The sequence below is a fragment of the Vibrio pomeroyi genome (genome assembly GCF_024347595.1).
GTDB lineage: Bacteria > Pseudomonadota > Gammaproteobacteria > Enterobacterales > Vibrionaceae > Vibrio > Vibrio pomeroyi.
In genome coordinates this window covers 2,370,897-2,388,639 of the sequence record NZ_AP025506.1, presented here as the reverse complement: position 1 = coordinate 2,388,639, position 17,743 = coordinate 2,370,897, and the positions used below count along the sequence as shown (strand labels likewise).

Sequence of the window (17,743 nt, the reverse complement as noted above, 5' to 3'; positions counted from 1 at the left end):
GGAAGTGACTGCTTTTTAAGTGGTTTTTGGTTGTTAATTTACAACTTGATTTTGAATTTGGAATGTATGACTACCTATCTTGTGATTTAATAGCGACATTATCTGGTGGGGTGTGGAAACACCTTATTTATATGTTACTAAATCACTAAATAGGTAGTGATATATTTTAGGTTTGGCATCAATGAAGTCTCGTGGTCCATTTTGTATCCGTAACGCAGCGGCGGATACATTTGCTATGGTAGTTTTCTGTTTTATCTCTGGCATGATCGTAGAAGTGTTTATCTCAGGAATGACGTTTGAGCAATCTCTTGCTTCACGAACGCTATCTATTCCGGTAAACATTGCTATCGCATGGCCTTATGGTGTCTTTCGTGATTGGTTCTTGCGCAATGGTGCAAAACTTTCACAAAGTTCGTTGATGAAGAACTTGTCTGATCTTATGGCTTACGTGTTATTCCAATCGCCTGTGTATGCGGGTATTTTGTTGGCGGTGGGCGCTTCAAGCGATCAGATCGTGACCGCGGTAACCAGTAATGCAGTTATCTCATGTGGTATGGGCGTACTTTACGGTTACTTCTTAGATATGTGCCGCAAATGGTTTAGAGTTCCAGGCTACTATCAACAAGCTTAAGAAAAGCAACAAGCTTAAGTGTAGCGATAGAATAAAATATGGTTTGTTTTTGATCTAATGAGTTAATTTGTAATCGAACAAGCTGAAAAAGGCACTTTTTTTGAGAATGCCCCTTGACCAAAGCAAGCAGAATCAATAAAGTAGCGCCTCGTTGAGTGACAAGCTCAACACACAATTTGTGGAAGGATGGCTGAGTGGCTTAAGGCGCTCGCCTGGAAAGCGAGTATACGTTTATAGCGTATCTGGGGTTCAAATCCCCATCCTTCCACCACTATTCAAAACCCTAGCAGAAATGCTAGGGTTTTCTCGTTTTAGAGCCCCTATATTCCGCACTACCTTCATACTTCCTTAACATGACTTTCTTTAATCATTCCTGAGTAGTTATTTCTTCTATTTATACTGACGTAAATTGATCCATATTAGCCGTTTTTGTCACCGATAAATGCTTGATTTTTTGGCCTAGATCTTGATTATTAAGGGTAAGCAACATTATGAATAATCTTACCACTAGGAATTTATTACCTCATGACAGAAACCCTCGTTTCTCCAATGCTCTCCTTTACGATCGCCATCTCTTTACTGTTTATCGGTAAAGGCCTGATCGAGCGATCGGAAGTATTAAGGAAGTACTCACTGCCAGAGCCGGTTATTGGCGGCTTCGTTTGTGCTGCAACCGTAGCAGCGCTTTACTATCTGTTTGAAATTCAGATTACTTTTAGCCTAGATGTCAGAGACTTTTTGCTTCTTTACTTTTTTGCTGGCATCGGACTTCAAGCGGATATTAAAACGCTGATAAAAGGTGGGCGACCGCTGTTCATCTTGTTATGTCTTGCTGCTGTTTTTATTGTGTTGCAAAACGTGGTTGGTATGGCTGTCGCGTCAGGCTTTGGAATGGATGCGAAAGCAGGTTTGCTCTCGGGTTCAGTGAGCTTGATTGGCGGTGTTGGTACTACGCTGGCGTGGGCACCGATGTTCGTGGAAGAGTTTGGTATTGCTAACGCGTTAGAACTGGGTGTGGCTTCGAACACGGTTGGTTTGATTGCGGCGTGTGTCATCGGTGGTCCGATTGCTAATTACCTTCTCAATAAACACAAGGTCAGCCCATCTAATGAAGAAGAGGTGACGGTTGGTGCATACCAAGAGAGTGAAACCAAAACAGAGCTTAGCCACTACGGTGTTCTGTGGGCTTGGTTGATTCTTAACTTAACACTTATGTTGGGTTACAGCTTGAGTGAAGTTATCGACTCAATGGGTTTGAAACTGCCGTTATTCGTTAGCTGTTTAATCGCAGGTATCCTAATCGGTAACGTTGGACGTGCATTGTTCAAGAAGCGCCGTACACAAGAGAAAATCGCGCAAGGCCGTAAAGGCTTAGCAATGATCTCTGACATCTGCTTAGGCATGTTTTTGACCATGGCATTGATGGGACTACGTATCTGGGATCTTGACGGCCTGTTTGGCTACATCTCAGTGGTCATGAGTATCCAGATTCTACTTTCACTGCTGTTTACCATCTTTGTCGTCTATTACTTGATGGGTAGAAACTACGACTCAGTGGTGATATGTTCTGGCTTCGGTGGTATCACACTAGGCTCAACTGCCACTGCAATCGTAAACATGACTGCGGTTACACATCGCTATGGTGCAAGTCCACAAGCATTTATCGTGGTGCCATTAGTCTGTGGCTTCTTTGTCGATTTGATTAACGCGTTGGTGATCAGTTTCTTTGTTGGTATGTAACACTAATCAAAAGCTATTTTCTAAACTTAAAAGCCTAGCGGTTATGCTAGGCTTTTTTGTGGTTTAAGGCTGAACGTCATCTTCGACAAGGTGAATGCTTAATTCTGAAGGTAACTGAGTGTTGTTGGTATAGATACGATCAAAGTCATCCAACGGAGCGACTTTGAGAGCAGCAAAGCGTCCCCATTTACTGGCGTCCGCGACAAGCCAACTTTCACGGCTATTGTTAATTATCGACTTGGATAGGTCAGCTTCAACTTGCTCATGTTCCATGGCGAAATGACTGTCTGTTACAGAGCCACAACCACAAATGCCAATGTCAGCTTCAAAATCGGAAAAGAAGTGGACTACACTGCTTCCCACCATGTCTTGGTGTTCTCGCCTGAACAAACCGCCAGCCAAATACACTTCAACTTGCTCATTTGCTTCAAGGATACGAGCGACTTGCAGGTTGTTGGTGATCACTCGCAATGCAGGCTTAGCCAACAAATACTGAGCGATGCGAGTGACGGTGGTACCAATCCCCATCATGACGGTTGAACCTTCAGGTATCGCGTCGGCAACCGCCATCGCAATACTGTCTTTTGTTTCAGACTCAACACCTGCACGGAATCGGTAGCTAGTATTAGTGAGCGTAGTGGGTAAGCTCACGCCTCCGTGTACTCTTCGCGCAAGGCCTTGTTCACACAGGTGATTTACGTCACGACGAATGGTTTGAGTGGTGACAGAAAATAACTCGGCTAAATGGTCGATCTGTATGTCTTGATTAGCCTTAAGCGTTGCGAGTATTTCTTTCTGACGATGGTTCAGTTCCATAGAAGTTCACTAAAATTGGTTTGGTACGTCGGTGATGATGTTATCGACACCAAGGTTGAAATATTTAGCCGCCAATTGAGGATCGTTCAGTGTCCATATTTTAAGAACGGCGCCAGAAGCTTTGATTGCTTTGGCCGTTTTCTCATCAAGAATTCGGTGGTCAATATGAATGCTGTAAAGATCGAGTGATTTAAGTGACTCTAGGCTGAAATCATTCCAAACCTCGCAGATAAAGCCTCGTTTAATCTTTGGCATTATTTGCTGGCAAAGGCTTAGTGCCTCTTTTTTGAAGCTTGAGATGAGTAGCTTTTCAACAGGGAACTGCTTTTGTTCAACCAGTGCGGCAACTTTTTCAACTAAAGGTTGGATAGCCTTATCGTCATAAATTTTGATCTCAAGGTTCAAGGTCACATCGAGTTCTAAGCATTTGTCGAGCGCTTCACTCAACGTCGGAATAGTTGTTCCTGCGAACTCACTACCAAACCAACTGCCAGCATCTAACGTTTTGAGAGCGGTTAAATCTAAGTCTGCGATATTGCCCGTTCCGTTAGTGCAACGATTTACCGTCTTATCATGAAAAACCATTGGGGTGCCATCAGCGCTTAACTGGGTATCAATTTCAATCCATTTAGCGCCAGCTTTCGCTGCTTGTTCAATACTCACTAACGTATTTTCTGGTGCTAAAGAAGCGGCACCGCGGTGGCCTGTGATCATAATTCAATCTCGATGTTCATTTGAAAATTCAGGAAACAGTAGCTCTACTTTATTACAGATTTATTATCTATCCGCTATATCTACTTATTTTAAATGAGAGCTAGCTTAAAGGCGTTGTACAGAGTTTATACAATAGTGAGACCTTATACTCACAATGTTCAAATCGGTAAGATTAATGTTCATATGAATGTAATAATTCACTTACATACTCTACGAAAACTTAATAACACCCTCTATATTTAGAAAACGATAGCCACGAAAAGGTGATAAAAAATGAAAAAGCTATTAGGTACAGTAATTATGGCGGCAACGCTGCTTGTTGGTTGTGGTGAAGCTGACAAGGCTGGTTCTGAAGCTAAAGATGAGCCGATCAATATCAACATGAGCCTTGTGTTCACTCAAAATGAGTTGTTAACACAAGAGCTTATCAAAGCGACCGACAAAATTAGAGAAAGAACCGATGGTTCGGTAAACATTAAAGTTTTCCCAGGTGGTCAGTTACCTGTATACAAAGATAACTTGGAACAAGTGGTTAACGGCGCAAACTGGATTGCTGTAGAAGATTTGACTTACCTAGGTGATTACGTACCTGACTTTGCAGCACTTGCAGGTCCAATGTTGTACAACACTTACGATGAATACTTAGCGATGATGGACACTGATTTTGTCGCTGGACTAAAAGTTAAAGCCGAAGAAAAAGGCATCAAAGTATTGAATGCTGACTACATGTTTGGTTTCCGCCATATGATCACCAATAAAGAGATCGTGAACTCTGAAGACATGAAAGGCATGCGTATTCGTGTTCCACAAAGCCAGCTGTTCATTAGCACGCTTTCAGCAATGGGCGCAGCACCTGCTTCTCTACCATTTCCTGAAACCTATGCAGGTGTTCAACAAGGTGTTGTTGATGGTCTTGAAGGTTCTATCCTGACCATGTACTCAACCAAAATCTACGAAGTAGCAAAGAACATGTCTTTGACTAAGCACTTCCTAGGTACTGTTGGCATCTACATTTCACCAACGCTTTGGGACCAATTTACGCCAGAGCAACAGCAGATCATCAATGAAGAGTTAGAAGCGGGCGCTGAATCTAACACTGCTGAGCTAGTTAAGTTGGATGTTGAATACACTCAGAAACTTGAAGAACTAGGCGTTACCTTCAATGAGGTGAATTCTGATGAGTTCAACCAACTGACTGCCGATGTATACAACCAGTTCCCAACATGGAGCGAAGGTATACACGCGACGATCATGAAAGAGTTGGAAACGATTCGAGCGGCACAGTAGTCCTGCATACGTCAATTAATTAGTTAATGATTACGGCCTAAATATGTTTAGGCCGTTTTATTCCTGAAATACCCACGTCGTATTAGGTATTTCGTTGGAGAAGTCTTTTGTTTTTATTGAAAAATATTGAAGAAATCCTCGCTTCTATCGCTATTTCGATCACCGTTTTGGTTGTTACCGTTAACGTCGTCTTGCGTTATGGATTTGGCTTTGTTGTCCCGTGGAGCGAAGAGCTGTCGGTTATTTGCTTCATCTGGGCTGTCTACTTAGGGATTAGCTCCTGTTACAAACACAAGCTTCACATGGGGGTGGACGTGGTGGTTGCCATGTTGCCAGAAAAAGCAAAAATCCCATTTAGGTTATGTGTTTCCGTTTTCCTACTGGCTCTGAACATTTTAATGGCGGTTCTGAGTTATCAATATCTCATGCTATCTAACAAGGTAACGCCGGTAATGGGCGTGTCATATTTTGTTATCAATGGCGTGCTGTTGCTTTGTTTCTCATTGATGGCGATTCACACCGTTCGATTTATCGCGAACGATGTCGCTTCTCTAAAGCGCTCTTCTAAGTAGGTACGATTCATGGAAAGCTATCTTCCAATCCTTATTCTGTTTGTTCTGTTTCTTTTGAACATCCCCATCGCGTTTTCTCTAATTGCATCGGCGATGGTTTACTTTCTTTTTATCAATGACTCTATTCCTGTGAGCTTGGTAATGCAGCGCTTTATTAGCTCTGCCGAGTCTTTTCCGCTGTTGGCCATTCCGTTCTTTATCATGGTGGGTTCGGTGATGAACTATGCGGGAATCAGTAAGAGCTTACTCGCCTTTGCCGACTCGATGATTGGTCATAAAACCGGTGGTCTGGCTCAAGTAAATGTTGCGTTGAGTACTCTGATGGGCGGTATCTCTGGCTCTGCAAATGCGGATGCGGCGATGCAATCAAAGATTCTTGCCCCTGAAATGACCAAGCGTGGTTATGACTTGCCATTCACGGCGGCTGTGACTGCTGCGTCATCAAGTATCAGCCCAGTGATACCACCGGGTATTAACCTCATTATCTTTGCCTTGTTAGCGAACGTTTCTGTTCATCAAATGTTTATTGCGGGTTACGTTCCAGCATTTTTGATGGCGTTGTCGCTGATGGTGACTATTGCCTTCATTGCTCGTAAACGTCGTTACAAACCTTCTCGTTCTGAGCCTGCATCTGCCAAAGAGCGTTTTCATTACTTCCTGAAAGCGATTCCGGCACTGTTGATCCCGTTCGGCATTATTCTGGGCATGCGTTTCGGTTTATTCACGCCAACAGAAGCGGGTGCGATTGCCGTATTGCTTTGCGCGATTATTGGCATTTTCGTTTATCGTCAATTGGGTTTGAAACACATCCCGCTCATCATGCGTGAGACTGTGCAGGGCACCAGTAGCGTTATGTTCATCATTATTGGTGCCATGGTGTTTGGTTACTACATGACGCTAGAGCAGATCCCACACAATGTTGCTTCTGCTTTGATTGAGCTTACCGACAATAAGTTAGTCTTGCTGTTGTTGATTAACTTGCTGCTGTTAGTGGTTGGCATGTTCATCGAAGGCGGCGCTGCGATGATCATACTCACGCCATTGCTGCTTCCTGCTGTGCTTAACCTAGGCGTTAACCCGGTTCACTTCGGCATTATCGTGATAGTGAATATCATGATTGGTGGTGTGACTCCGCCATTTGGCTCGATGATGTTTACGGTTTGCTCGATTTTAAAAGTTCGTATGGTCGACTTCGTGAAAGAAGTGGCTCCGTTGTTGCTAGCACTACTCACGGTTCTGATGTTGCTGACTTTCTCTGAAAGCTTAGTGATGTTTTTACCGAATTTGCTTTAACACTGTTTAGTGATTGATTATTTAGAGGTGTAGAAATGAATTCGGTATCGAATGAATTGAACCAAAATTGGAAAAAGATAGATTGGGTGTTAACCGATGTGGACGACACCTTAACGTGGCAAGGTCAATTGCCGCCTGAAACCTTGATTGCGTTAAGCAAGTTGCGTGATTCGGGCAAGAAAGTGGTTGCGGTAACGGGGGCTTGTGCAGGTTGGTGTGATCATATTGCTCAGCTGTGGCCTGTTGATGCGGTTCTCGGCGAGAATGGCGCGTTCATTATGGAAAAGAAAAACGGCTATCTGACATTGCGTTCTGATATCCCTTTGCCAGAAGTCAGTGCCAATCAGAGAAAACTGAAAGAACAAGTATTAGCTATTTTGAGCGATTATCCAGAGCTCAGTTTAACGCTGGACCAGTCTTACCGTTTGTGTGAGGTTGCGATCGATATCGGTCAAAACCGTCCGAAAGTTGATGATGCGATTATTGAAGAGATAGTCTCTAAGATTCACGCGTTAGGCGCTCACGCGACAGCAAGCTCTATTCACATTAATGCTTGGTATGGTGAACACTCTAAGAAAGCAACATCGACTGCTTTTCTCAAAGAGAAGGGGCTATCTGACCAAGAGATCGTCGAGCGAAGTTGCTATGTCGGTGACTCGATGAACGATCAATACATGTTTGAAATTTTGCCGAACAGTGTTGGTGTGGCCAATATCCAACACTATTGGGATCGACTTGAACATCATCCATCAGTAGTGATGAGCAAACCCGGCGGGTACGGTTTCTCAGAGTTTGTCGATAAGTTGCTTACGTTAAAATAGCCACTAGTTATCGGCTTCAAACAGCCGTTAGTTAACATCAAACACAGCTCATTTCTTCGTTGAATTGAGCTGTGTTTTTTTTGTTAGGGGCGAATACTTGCGTCTTTTAGATGGCGTCTATCGCGCTTTCTGGACTTTTGTTGGTGACTCAGACCACAACTTACAAACTTGCTATGTCGGTAACTCAATTCCTAGATGGGCGATTGAGAAAACTGTGAGACGCTTGTCTTGTGTCAGTCGAATCACAAGGAAGTTGTATGCATCACTTTAATCTCCGTGCGCTTGAGTACCTGAATGCTTTATCAAAATATGGGTCGCTGCGTAAGGCATCTAAGATGATGAACGTTGACCCTGCAGCAATGAGTAGAATGCTGACGCAGCTTGAAGCACAAGCAGAAATGAAGGTGTGGGAACGCAATAATCGTCAATCACTGCTGACTGAGGCGGGCAACGAATTGTTAAACTACTATCGCTCCATCGTTCGCAGTGAAACGGCGGTACTTGCACGTCTAACCAAGTTGAAAAACCTCAAGGGCGGTAACGTTAGCATTGCGATTGGGGAAGGGTTTATCACTAACTTGGTCTCTAAACCGATGCAGACTTTCATGGCTCGATACCCTGATATCAATTTATCGATTGAGATTGCGGGTGCATTGGATGCCGTGAAAATGCTGGAAGACCAACAGATCGATTTCGCGATTACCTATGCGTCTGCACCGCACCCAAAACTGCATTCACACGTTGAACGTAGCCACCCTCTAGAGCTTATCGCTCCAAAAGGGCACGTACTGACGATGCAAGAAACACCAGTGACACTGCAAGACATTAGAGAGGCTTCTATTGCTTTGATCGACAATTCGACAGGCATGGGGAGGCTAGTAAAGCAGGCCGAACAAAACTCTCATCTTACCTTGCAGCCAAAACTTCAAACCAACTCGGTAACCGCATTAACCAACTTTGTATCGGCAGGACTAGGCGTGACTTTTATGCCCAAACTCACGGTGCTCGATGAGATTAAGTCCGGACAAATAGAAGTAGTTGCGACTGAGCTAGACATGTTCTCGAAAGCAACTGTGAAAGTTCAATCTCTCAGAGGTCGAGCTCTGACTCTGCAAGCCGAAACCTTTTTAGATTTCCTGCTCGAAAACGCCACTTTCTTAAGTCACGACGCCCACAATATTTAAGTTGAAGTGGGTTAGTGCAGATAATCACAGCACCTAACTTCATTCCGCTAAAGCTTCGGTATTCCTATCCTCGTAGAGGGCTGTATCTTAGTAATAAGCCTATTTCTTGAAGCTCTATAAGCACCCCAACATCACACTTCCCATATTCATCCTCCCTAATTACTAGTGAATTGATTTTTTATCAACACTGTATGCATTGTTAAGTCAACGCACGCTGAATAAGTTACAAATTATTAACGAAAGTAGTTTGAAACAGACAACAGTGTTCGACACATTTTGCTGTGTCGGATATTAGGGGAAGAGAATGGAAGTAATTGTAATTGGCAGCGGTGTTATTGGGTTGACCAGTGCTTGGTATCTAGCGAAAGAGGGCCACTCGGTGACGGTTATTGACCGCCAGGATAGCAGTGGTAAAGAAACCAGTTTTGCGAATGCCGGGCAAATTTCTTACGGTTATTCATCACCATGGGCGGCGCCTGGTATTCCGTTGAAAGCGATGAAGTGGCTCACCCAAGAGCATGCGCCACTAAAAGTGAAGCCGTCACTTTCTCCCGAATTAGTTTCTTGGGCGACTAAGATGCTCGCCAATTGTAATGAAGCTAAATACGCCGTGAATAAGTCTCGTATGTTAAGAGTGGCAAACTACAGCCGAGAATGTCTCACTCACCTAAGAACCAGTGAACATTTGGCTTACGAGGGGAGGCAGAAAGGCACCTTACAAGTATTCAGAAGCGAGAAGCAACTGGACGCTATTCAGCAGGATATGAAGCTGCTAAAAGAGAGTGGAATCGAACACTCGCTGTTTGGTGTTGAGCAGTGTCTTTCGGTGGAACCGGGATTAGCTGACGTGAAAGACAAGCTGGTGGGCGGTTTGTACTTACCTCATGATGAAACCGGTGATTGCCACCAGTTCTGTTTAGCCTTAACTGAGAAAGCCAAGGCGCTTGGCGTCCAGTTTGTATTTGATACTGAAGTGGTGAGTTTGAATCATCAGAACCAAACCATCAAGAGCATTACGACAACTCAAGGTGAATTCAAAGCGGACGCTTATGTGGTGGCTTCGGGAAGCTATTCTCGTGAACTACTCAAGCAAGTGGATTTATCGATTCCTGTTTATCCAGTGAAGGGCTACTCCCTGACACTGCCGATCGTGAGTGTGGATAAGTCACCGACGTCAACGGTTATGGATGAGACCTATAAGGTGGCGATGACTCGTTTTGATGATCGTATTCGTATTGCTGGGACGGCAGAGCTTGCTGGTTTCAATTACCTGATTCCAGAAAAACGCAAAGCTACGATTGATATGGTGATTAAAGATCTTTTCCCACAGGCGGGTGATTTCTCTAAAGCAGAATACTGGACAGGGTTAAGGCCGATGACGCCAGATGGCACGCCTATCATCGGCAAAACACCGATTAAGAATCTGTTTACCAATACAGGTCACGGGACGTTGGGTTGGACGATGGCATGTGGCTCAGGAAAGCTACTAGCGAGTGCGGTCAGTGGTTCTGATTGCGATATAAAAGCAGACGACTTGAGTATCCATCGTTACATGTAGTTCATCCAAATCCTTGGTCATACGAATCAGCCCATGTTTATTAAGCATGGGCTGATTTTGTTTGAGTATCGCGCTTTATCGGGTGGTGGTTTCTAATACATGCGTGAATCGTTCCCACGATTTTTGGTCAGCTTCATTTTGGTAATTATTAGAGCCGAACACGGTAAACGCATGTGGGGCGCCACTGTAGGTGATCATTTCATGGGGAACTTTAGTCGTTTCAAGTTCAGCGGCAAGGTTGCCAAAATCTTGCATTGAAATCATGGTATCAGCCGTGCCATGGAATACGACAACCGGAGCCTTAGTCTGCGAGTAGTCTTGGCCTTGTGGTGTTGATAAACCGCCATGGAAGGTGACGTAAGCCTTCGAAGGAATGCCCGCACGAGCAGCTTCCAATACAGCAGCCCCACCAAAGCAGTATCCCATCATTACGTTGTTATCTAAGTTGCCGCCAAGTCTTTTCGCTTCCATGGCTCCAGCGTTGAGCAGCGCACGCATTTTCTCTCGGTCTTTATACAGTTCACCTGTGTGTTGCTTTTTATCTTTGACTTCGGTTGGGCGGATGCCTTTACCAAATAGGTCGATGGCGAACACGTTGTAACCGAGTTCGTTGAGCATCTCAGAACGCTTCTTTTCGTAATCAGTTAAGCCATCCCAATCGTGAATGAGTAGTACCAAAGGCGCTTGGTCGCTGGCTTCACTCCAATAACCTTCGTAGTCCATACCGTCGACTTGGTAAGTGACGTTTTCTCCAGAAATTGCTGAAAAGGGTAGTAAAACTGAAAACAGGCCGAGTGTAGTGAGTTTTCGCATGCGTTATTCCTTTAGATGACAATGACGTTCCAATCGAAAGTATAGATAACGCGATGATTCTCGCCAGATTTCTGTTTCTAATTTGAAGTGTTAGAGTAGAGGTGAAAAATGAAGGGGAAATGCTAAAACAGCCATCACGTATGCAGTGTGATGACTGTTTAACAGAGTTCTTAGATTACGGAAATTTGCATATCCAGATCTAGGTGAGGGAATGCAATTACCAGGAAGCGTTGGTCGTGCTGCGGCACATATCTGGATATTTTCGCTGGTAGCGTGGCAGCATCGATTCGTTACCTAAGATGCCACCTTGGTGAATGTAGATAATGGTTTTGGTTGGGTTATCTTCTTGCCATTGTTCTAAGCATTGCCACATCAATGGGTCGTAAAGCAGGTCAAACTCGATGTCGGTTTGCTCTTGTAGACCCAACCAAGTTTGATAATCCTGTTGATACAATTTTCCAAAGTGGTGTTTGGTTTCGAGGGATAAGATCTGTGGATGATCGGTTTCACCTAGCTCATTAAATTGCTGCGTTAAATAGTCACTGCCACCAACACAAGCACAGGTTAACACTGGAATGTTGTGCAGTTTTAAATGCTTATGAAGATAGAGAGCTGTGCTGCCTGTCCCTGCGGGCAGTGCGACCACAAAATCGTGTTGGTTTTCGAAGCGAGTCCAGCTCAGTATTTCCATCGCCAGTTGTTTAACACCATACTCAGCAAGCTGAGAGCGTCCACCTTCTGGTAATACAATGCAATGGGAGTCAGGTTGTCTGACTTGCTCAATATACGCTTGTGGATGAAGTCCAGAGCCTGTCTCTTTGACTGAAATCACCTTAGCGCCAAGATCAATGGCACCACGGTAATTACCGATTGGGCGTTCTAGTAACCACTGGGGAAGATGATCGACGTAGAACTCAAGCGTCCAACCTTTGATCTTTGCCAGTGCCGCGAGTGAGAACAGAGAGTTAGCCTGCGCAGAACCATAGCTGATCAAGGTTGTGGTTTCTGGGTGCTCGTCTTCCAGCAGCTTCATGAACTTGCGGGCTTTGTTGCCGCAAAAGTGGGAGTGAAGCTGATCGTCACGCTTTAAGAAAAAGGTGTGGTCGTTAAATTGATGCTGAGTTACAGGGCTATTATTTAGTTTCATCGCACTTAAACAAAATGCTGACTAAAGAGCCAGCATTTTTAAATCAAATAGGACGGACGAGTATCTAGTAGCCAGAGGCGGCTGTAAACCAACTAAATCAAGTTTTCGTTCGATATTGATGCAGATGAATCGGCTTGGAAGGTGATCTTGGCGGTGCATCCACCACAGCTGCGATTGAACAATTCAAAGTCCCAATCAAAACGCTGGCACAAGTCATCGACAATCAACAATCCTAGCCCGTGTCCATTCGGGTTGTATTGTTCCTGCAGACCTTCGCCTTGGTCTTCAATAACAAGACTGCCTTGGGAAAGGGTGATCGTTACTGTTCCGCTATTGGTTGCTGCAATCGCGTTCCTCAACAAGTTTCCGACCAACATATTCATGATCGCGCTGGTGGCTTGAATGGTTGGTTCGGATTGAACTTGTAAGGTTATCTCGACTTTCTTTTCGTCAGCCTGCAACGAGTTTTTAGAAACGATCGTCTCTAGCTCTTGCTGGCTGAATAAACGCAGCGGTGCATCGTCACTGTTTCTTTCATAGCGAACCAGTCCAAGCAGAGCATCGACCATTTCAGACATTTGAACAATGGCTTCATCAATGCGTTCAACCTGTCGAGATTGAAACTCGGTTGTTTCGCTGCGAAGGAGCAGCTTATTCGCCCCACGAGCGACAGTCAGAGGTGTTCTTAATTCATGACTTGAATAGCGAGCAAAGGCTTGTTCACGTTTGACTAACGAATTGATTTCTCGGCGATATTGATTGAGTTGATCGGTCAATTGACGGAATTCCACCGCGGCGTCATCACTCACACCAAATTCTTCGTTTAGATTGAGCTTATTGGATTCGAGTTGTTCAGAAAGGGAGTTGAAGGGTTCAATTAGGCGCTTAGACAATCGATAGAGCAGCGCCCCAAAGCTAAAAATCAGAATGGAGAGTAGGGTTAGTACAAAAGTGGTCGCGTACACCAATTCGTAAATATCAAATTCAACGCGGTCTATTTCAGAAAGCAGGATGATTGGGTGGGTTTCACCTTCATCAGAATACTCTCCGACATACACCATGCGTGAGTCTGGCTCTTCACCAACCTCGCCAACAAAGCTCTCTTTACCTTCAACGTACTTTTTGTATTCTGGAGGTATGAACGACGGGTCGTTGTAGGCGATGGTTAGGTCATCAATTCTTAACTCGCCACTCTCACCGGCTTGGAATAAGCCTACCGCATAGTTGCGATCAATCAGGATGCGTCTTTCACCAACTCGGTCTTCTGATAAGTACAGTGCGGCGATAAAAACCACATAGACGAATGCCGACACAATCACGGCCATTAACCCAAAGAAAAGCGCTAGGCGGCCGGTTAAGGTCTTGGTGCTCGTGAGGACATTTAAGATCAATTCGCCGACTCCAAACGGAATCCAACTTTAGGTACGGTAATCAACATTTGCGTGTCGAAAGGTTTGTCGAGTTGGTTACGCAGTTGATAGATGTGACTGCGTAACACATCGTTATTGGGTTCGTCTTCTTCCCACAGTTTGTATGAGATATCTTCGCGAGTGACCACTTCAGGTGCGTTTTGGCAAAGCATCTCAAGTATGGTGTAAGTGGTTGGGTTCAGCGCAAGTAACTTGTCTTGGCGGTAAGCTTTACGAGTCTTTTGGTCGATGGTGAGTTCATCGAACTGGAGTTTCGAAGAGGCGACTTTTCCACGGTAACGGCGAACTAGCGCGTTCATTCTTGCTTCCAGAATATCCAAATCAAAAGGCTTGGTAAGGTAATCATCGGCACCATGTTCAAAGCCTTTCAACATGTCTTCACGGCTATCCAGTGCAGTCAGCATCAAAATGGGTGTCGCGTTGCCTTGATCTCGCAGTTTATTACATACCGTTAGGCCGTCCATTCGTGGCAACATCAAATCTAAGATAATGATATCAAATGAATTATCTAACGCGAGTTGCAGGCCAAGCTCACCATTGTCCGCGTAATCGAGTTCCATGCCAATACACTCAAAATAATCAAACAAGACACCTGCAATTTCACGGTTATCTTCGACTAATAGAACTCGTTTCATTTTGATTCTCTTACAGAAATAGACAGTAACATTATCCTGAGCGAGCGTGAAAAATATGTCAATAACATAACTTTCACTTGTGGGAGGGTAGATTGGCTCCAGATTAAAAAATAGAAGAACATATTATGTCTGAACTTCATATTAGCCGCCCTAAGATAACCACATCGCAGATCAACCCTGCGGTCTCGTTATCTATCATTGTGCCTTTTTACGATGAACAAGAGGTGTTGGAAGAGTTCCATTCTCGCCTCACTAAGGTTCTCGATAGCTTACCGATAACGAGTGAGATTGTTTATGTCGACGATGGCAGCAAAGACAACAGCTTGGACTTGGTGAGTTCATTCACTTCAATCAATAGCTCGATCTCGGTGATTGGTTTAAGCCGCAACTTTGGTAAAGAGTCAGCCATGAGCGCTGGCCTTGAGCATTGTCGCGGACAAGCGGTGATTTTGTTAGATGCAGACCTACAAGATCCGCCTGAGCTTATCCCACAAATGGTTGCTAAGTGGCGCGAAGGTTATGACGTCGTCAACATGCAGCGCAGCCAGCGTGACGGTGAAACCTGGTTTAAGAAGTTTTCAGCGGCGAGCTTTTACAAAGTCATGAACGTGGCTGCCAAGATCGATGTTCCTGAAAATGTCGGTGATTTTAGACTGCTGAGTCGTGAAGTCGTCGACCATATCAATCAACTTCCTGAACGTAATCGCTACATGAAAGGCATTTTCTCATGGCCGGGGTTCAGACAAGCGACAATCCAATTTAAGCGCGACGCTCGCTTTTGTGGTGAGACCAAGTGGAACTACTTGAAGTTGATTGGCTTGGCGATGGACGGCATTACCTCGTTCTCTATCCGACCACTGCGAATTGCAACGGCAGTCGGTGGCCTCGTTGCCCTAACGGCTTTTGTGTATGGGATGGTCATCGTGTTCAAAACCTTGATGTTTGGTGAGCCAATCACGGGTTACCCATCAATGATGGTCGTTCAACTTGCCCTTGGCGGCATTCAACTTCTGAGTATTGGTTTAATGGGGGAATACATAGGTCGTATTTTCATCGAAACCAAGAATCGCCCTTTGTATCTGATCCAATCCGTGGTCGATACACCTGCATTAAAAACACACTTTAAATTAGAGGAGTCAGCATGAGCCTGAACCGAACGCACCTATGGTATTTGTTGGCTTTTGCATTGGTTCTAAGGCTTTTATCTCTGGCAACTTATCCGTTAATGGACACCACCGAAGCGCGCTATGGTGAAATGGCTCGTTTAATGGTGGAAACAGGAAACTGGTTAACACCGCAATTCGACTACGGTATTCCTTTCTGGGGTAAGCCGCCATTGTTTACATGGATGAGCGCTGCGGGTATTGAGCTGTTCGGCCTGAGTGAATTTGCCGTTCGTGCACCCCATTGGTTAGCGGGCGTAGTAACAATTCTGCTGACTGCATACATGGCGAAGCGAACAGGGCAAAGCGCTTTGGTTGCAGCTGTTGTATTGGCGACATGCGGTATTTTCTCTATCGCTGCGGGTGCGGTGATGACAGACATAGCGTTAACCTTGGCGATGACTATTGCCATGCTGGGTTTCTATTTATGTTGGCTAGGAGGAGAGGGTCGGAAAGGCGAAGGGAATGCGAAGACCAATAGAAATTGGGGTTACGTTGGCTTTATTGGTTTAGCGCTAGGCTTACTTGCAAAAGGGCCGGTAGCGATTGTCATCATGGGTATCGCAGTGTTCCCTTGGTTGGTCTTACAACATGGCTTCTTTGGTGCTTTTAAAGCGCTTTGGCAACGTTTCCCATTGTTGTCTGGTTTAGGTGTGATGTTAGTGATTGCTCTGCCTTGGTACATCATGGCAGAAATGGCGACACCGGGTTTTATTGATTACTTTATTGTTGGCGAACACTTTAAGCGCTTTGTTGTGAGTGGCTGGGAAGGGGATCTTTACGGATCCGCTCATGACGAAACTCGAGGCATGATTTGGGTATTCTGGATCCAAGCTGCTGCGCCTTGGTCGATTGTATTGCCGATACTGGCGTTTGCTCGACGTAAGAAAATTGCGGAAATTAACGCTGAGAATAGCGGGCTGTTTTCATTTCTTGTGTGTTGGTTGATTTCACCTCTGATTCTTTTCACCATGGCGGGCAATATTCTTCCTGCTTACGTGTTACCGGGTATTCCAGCCCTTGGCTTGTTGGTTGCTATACTTGTGGTGGAAAAAGATAAGAAGTGGTTCTCGAGCGTTGCGTTAGTTCTGCCTGTGTTGCTGATGATAGCGATGGTTTACCTGAATTTAGGCAAGGCGAACGAGAAGAGTGACCGTATCATCTTTGAACAGATCACCGATTCATCACCAAGTTTTTATGTCGGTAAACGACCGTTCTCTGGGCAGTTTTATAGCCACGGGCAAGCGAAAAAACTGCTTGATATCGAACAACTAGATGGCATCGACAAGTTCTATTTGATTGGTAAAAGAGCAGAAGTAGAAACCAAGATTAAAGACAACGCGTTAACGTGTATTTTGGAACCAACGGTGAAAATAAAGCGCGCTTTGTTTAGTTGCCATAGCCAAAACATCAAACCAAATTTGTCGCTGAGCCACATTAGAAGTGCAAGTGATGTTCAGCGTTAACTCAGGGCTGCAAATGTTCAACAACAAGCTTCAGGCACACAGTCAAAGGCTCCAGTCCCATCACAAGATGGTTCGGTTTGCTGTGGTTGGTGTTGGTGGGTTTGTTGTTGATTGTGTAGTATTTGCCTTGCTGCATTACATTGTTGGTTTGCCTTTAATGACGGCGCGAATTGGGTCTTTCATTGCGGCTGCAACGACAACTTGGTTTGGTAATCGTGTGCTGACTTTCGGGTTCAAAGGGCAGGGTAGTTGGTCTGATAAACTGATTCAGTGGCAAAAGTTCATGTTCTCAGCGTCGATATCAGCAGTGCCTAATCTACTGTGCTTTAAGTTGATGACTGAATTACTGCCAGCGTTTACTGGGGCTGTGTTTATCGCGATGGCCGTGGGTATTTTGGTCGGCATGGTGACTAACTACTTGTTTAGTCAGTATTGGGTCTTTACCCGCTAAAAAAGAAAAAGAAAGGCAAGTC

The 17,743-nt window shown here is 44.7% G+C and carries 17 protein-coding genes and 1 tRNA gene; 12 read left to right on the top strand and 6 right to left on the bottom strand.

Going from position 1 to position 17,743, the window contains the following annotated elements:
* Nucleotides 1-181 precede the first annotated feature (181 nt).
* The 3 genes from OCV12_RS10455 (at nucleotide 182) to gltS (ending at nucleotide 2,371) form a co-directional block, all read left to right on the top strand.
* Nucleotides 182-631 carry an L-alanine exporter AlaE gene (locus OCV12_RS10455; protein WP_102423554.1) on the top strand — a complete coding sequence of 150 codons (450 nt, stop codon included), beginning with the start codon at nucleotides 182-184 and terminating at the stop codon, nucleotides 629-631.
* A gap of 180 nt (nucleotides 632-811) precedes the next feature.
* A tRNA-Ser gene (locus OCV12_RS10450) sits at nucleotides 812-902 on the top strand.
* A gap of 254 nt (nucleotides 903-1,156) precedes the next feature.
* Nucleotides 1,157-2,371 carry a sodium/glutamate symporter gene (gene gltS / locus OCV12_RS10445; protein WP_176680126.1) on the top strand — a complete coding sequence of 405 codons (1,215 nt, stop codon included), beginning with the start codon at nucleotides 1,157-1,159 and terminating at the stop codon, nucleotides 2,369-2,371.
* 63 nt (nucleotides 2,372-2,434) lie between these two features.
* Here the strand turns inward: gltS and OCV12_RS10440 are convergent, their stop codons facing one another.
* Together OCV12_RS10440 and OCV12_RS10435 are read right to left on the bottom strand one after the other, a co-directional pair.
* Nucleotides 2,435-3,187, bottom strand: a complete 753-nt coding sequence (locus OCV12_RS10440; protein ID WP_261884616.1) for a DeoR/GlpR family DNA-binding transcription regulator — start codon at nucleotides 3,185-3,187, stop codon at nucleotides 2,435-2,437.
* A gap of 9 nt (nucleotides 3,188-3,196) precedes the next feature.
* Entirely contained in the window at nucleotides 3,197-3,901 is a 705-nt protein-coding gene (locus tag OCV12_RS10435; protein WP_261884615.1) for a glycerophosphoryl diester phosphodiesterase, read from the bottom strand.
* Between the two features lie 273 nt (nucleotides 3,902-4,174).
* Between OCV12_RS10435 and OCV12_RS10430 the strand changes: the two genes are divergently transcribed.
* The 6 genes from OCV12_RS10430 (at nucleotide 4,175) to OCV12_RS10405 (ending at nucleotide 10,616) form a co-directional block, all read left to right on the top strand.
* Entirely contained in the window at nucleotides 4,175-5,188 is a 1,014-nt protein-coding gene (locus OCV12_RS10430; protein WP_261884614.1) for a C4-dicarboxylate TRAP transporter substrate-binding protein, read from the top strand.
* Between the two features lie 107 nt (nucleotides 5,189-5,295).
* On the top strand, nucleotides 5,296-5,760 hold the full coding sequence (locus OCV12_RS10425; RefSeq protein ID WP_261884613.1) for a TRAP transporter small permease: 465 nt from the start codon (nucleotides 5,296-5,298) through the stop codon (nucleotides 5,758-5,760).
* 9 nt (nucleotides 5,761-5,769) lie between these two features.
* Entirely contained in the window at nucleotides 5,770-7,053 is a 1,284-nt protein-coding gene (locus OCV12_RS10420) for a TRAP transporter large permease (protein WP_261884612.1), read from the top strand.
* 35 nt (nucleotides 7,054-7,088) lie between these two features.
* Nucleotides 7,089-7,874: an HAD-IIB family hydrolase gene (locus OCV12_RS10415; RefSeq protein ID WP_261884611.1), complete on the top strand. Its 786-nt coding sequence runs from the start codon at nucleotides 7,089-7,091 to the stop codon at nucleotides 7,872-7,874.
* A 257-nt stretch (nucleotides 7,875-8,131) separates the two neighbouring features.
* Nucleotides 8,132-9,058 (top strand): LysR family transcriptional regulator, encoded by a 927-nt coding sequence (locus OCV12_RS10410; protein ID WP_261884610.1) that lies wholly within the window; start codon nucleotides 8,132-8,134, stop codon nucleotides 9,056-9,058.
* A 304-nt stretch (nucleotides 9,059-9,362) separates the two neighbouring features.
* Complete coding sequence (locus OCV12_RS10405) at nucleotides 9,363-10,616, top strand: D-amino acid dehydrogenase (protein ID WP_261884609.1); 1,254 nt, start codon at nucleotides 9,363-9,365, stop codon at nucleotides 10,614-10,616.
* A 75-nt stretch (nucleotides 10,617-10,691) separates the two neighbouring features.
* On the opposite strand, the gene OCV12_RS10400 is transcribed toward OCV12_RS10405, so the two are convergent.
* The 4 genes from OCV12_RS10400 to OCV12_RS10385 form a co-directional block, all read right to left on the bottom strand.
* A complete protein-coding gene (locus OCV12_RS10400) occupies nucleotides 10,692-11,429 on the bottom strand; it encodes a dienelactone hydrolase family protein (RefSeq protein WP_261884608.1) in 738 nt (245 codons plus the stop codon).
* Between the two features lie 217 nt (nucleotides 11,430-11,646).
* Nucleotides 11,647-12,576 (bottom strand): pyridoxal-phosphate dependent enzyme, encoded by a 930-nt coding sequence (locus tag OCV12_RS10395; RefSeq protein WP_261884607.1) that lies wholly within the window; start codon nucleotides 12,574-12,576, stop codon nucleotides 11,647-11,649.
* A 92-nt stretch (nucleotides 12,577-12,668) separates the two neighbouring features.
* Entirely contained in the window at nucleotides 12,669-13,967 is a 1,299-nt protein-coding gene (locus OCV12_RS10390) for a sensor histidine kinase (protein ID WP_261884606.1), read from the bottom strand.
* Nucleotides 13,964-14,641: a response regulator transcription factor gene (locus tag OCV12_RS10385; protein WP_261884605.1), complete on the bottom strand. Its 678-nt coding sequence runs from the start codon at nucleotides 14,639-14,641 to the stop codon at nucleotides 13,964-13,966. Before OCV12_RS10385 ends, OCV12_RS10390 begins: the two co-directional genes overlap by 4 nt.
* A gap of 125 nt (nucleotides 14,642-14,766) precedes the next feature.
* On the opposite strand from OCV12_RS10385, the gene OCV12_RS10380 reads away from it, so the two are divergent.
* The 3 genes from OCV12_RS10380 to OCV12_RS10370 are packed head-to-tail and all read left to right on the top strand — an operon-like array spanning nucleotide 14,767 to nucleotide 17,721.
* Nucleotides 14,767-15,786 carry a glycosyltransferase family 2 protein gene (locus tag OCV12_RS10380; RefSeq protein ID WP_017630946.1) on the top strand — a complete coding sequence of 340 codons (1,020 nt, stop codon included), beginning with the start codon at nucleotides 14,767-14,769 and terminating at the stop codon, nucleotides 15,784-15,786.
* A complete protein-coding gene (locus OCV12_RS10375; protein WP_261884604.1) occupies nucleotides 15,783-17,270 on the top strand; it encodes an ArnT family glycosyltransferase in 1,488 nt (495 codons plus the stop codon). The genes OCV12_RS10380 and OCV12_RS10375 overlap by 4 nt, the downstream gene beginning before the upstream one ends.
* Nucleotides 17,257-17,721 (top strand): GtrA family protein, encoded by a 465-nt coding sequence (locus OCV12_RS10370; RefSeq protein ID WP_261884603.1) that lies wholly within the window; start codon nucleotides 17,257-17,259, stop codon nucleotides 17,719-17,721. Before OCV12_RS10375 ends, OCV12_RS10370 begins: the two co-directional genes overlap by 14 nt.
* The last annotated feature ends 22 nt before the right edge of the window (nucleotides 17,722-17,743 follow it).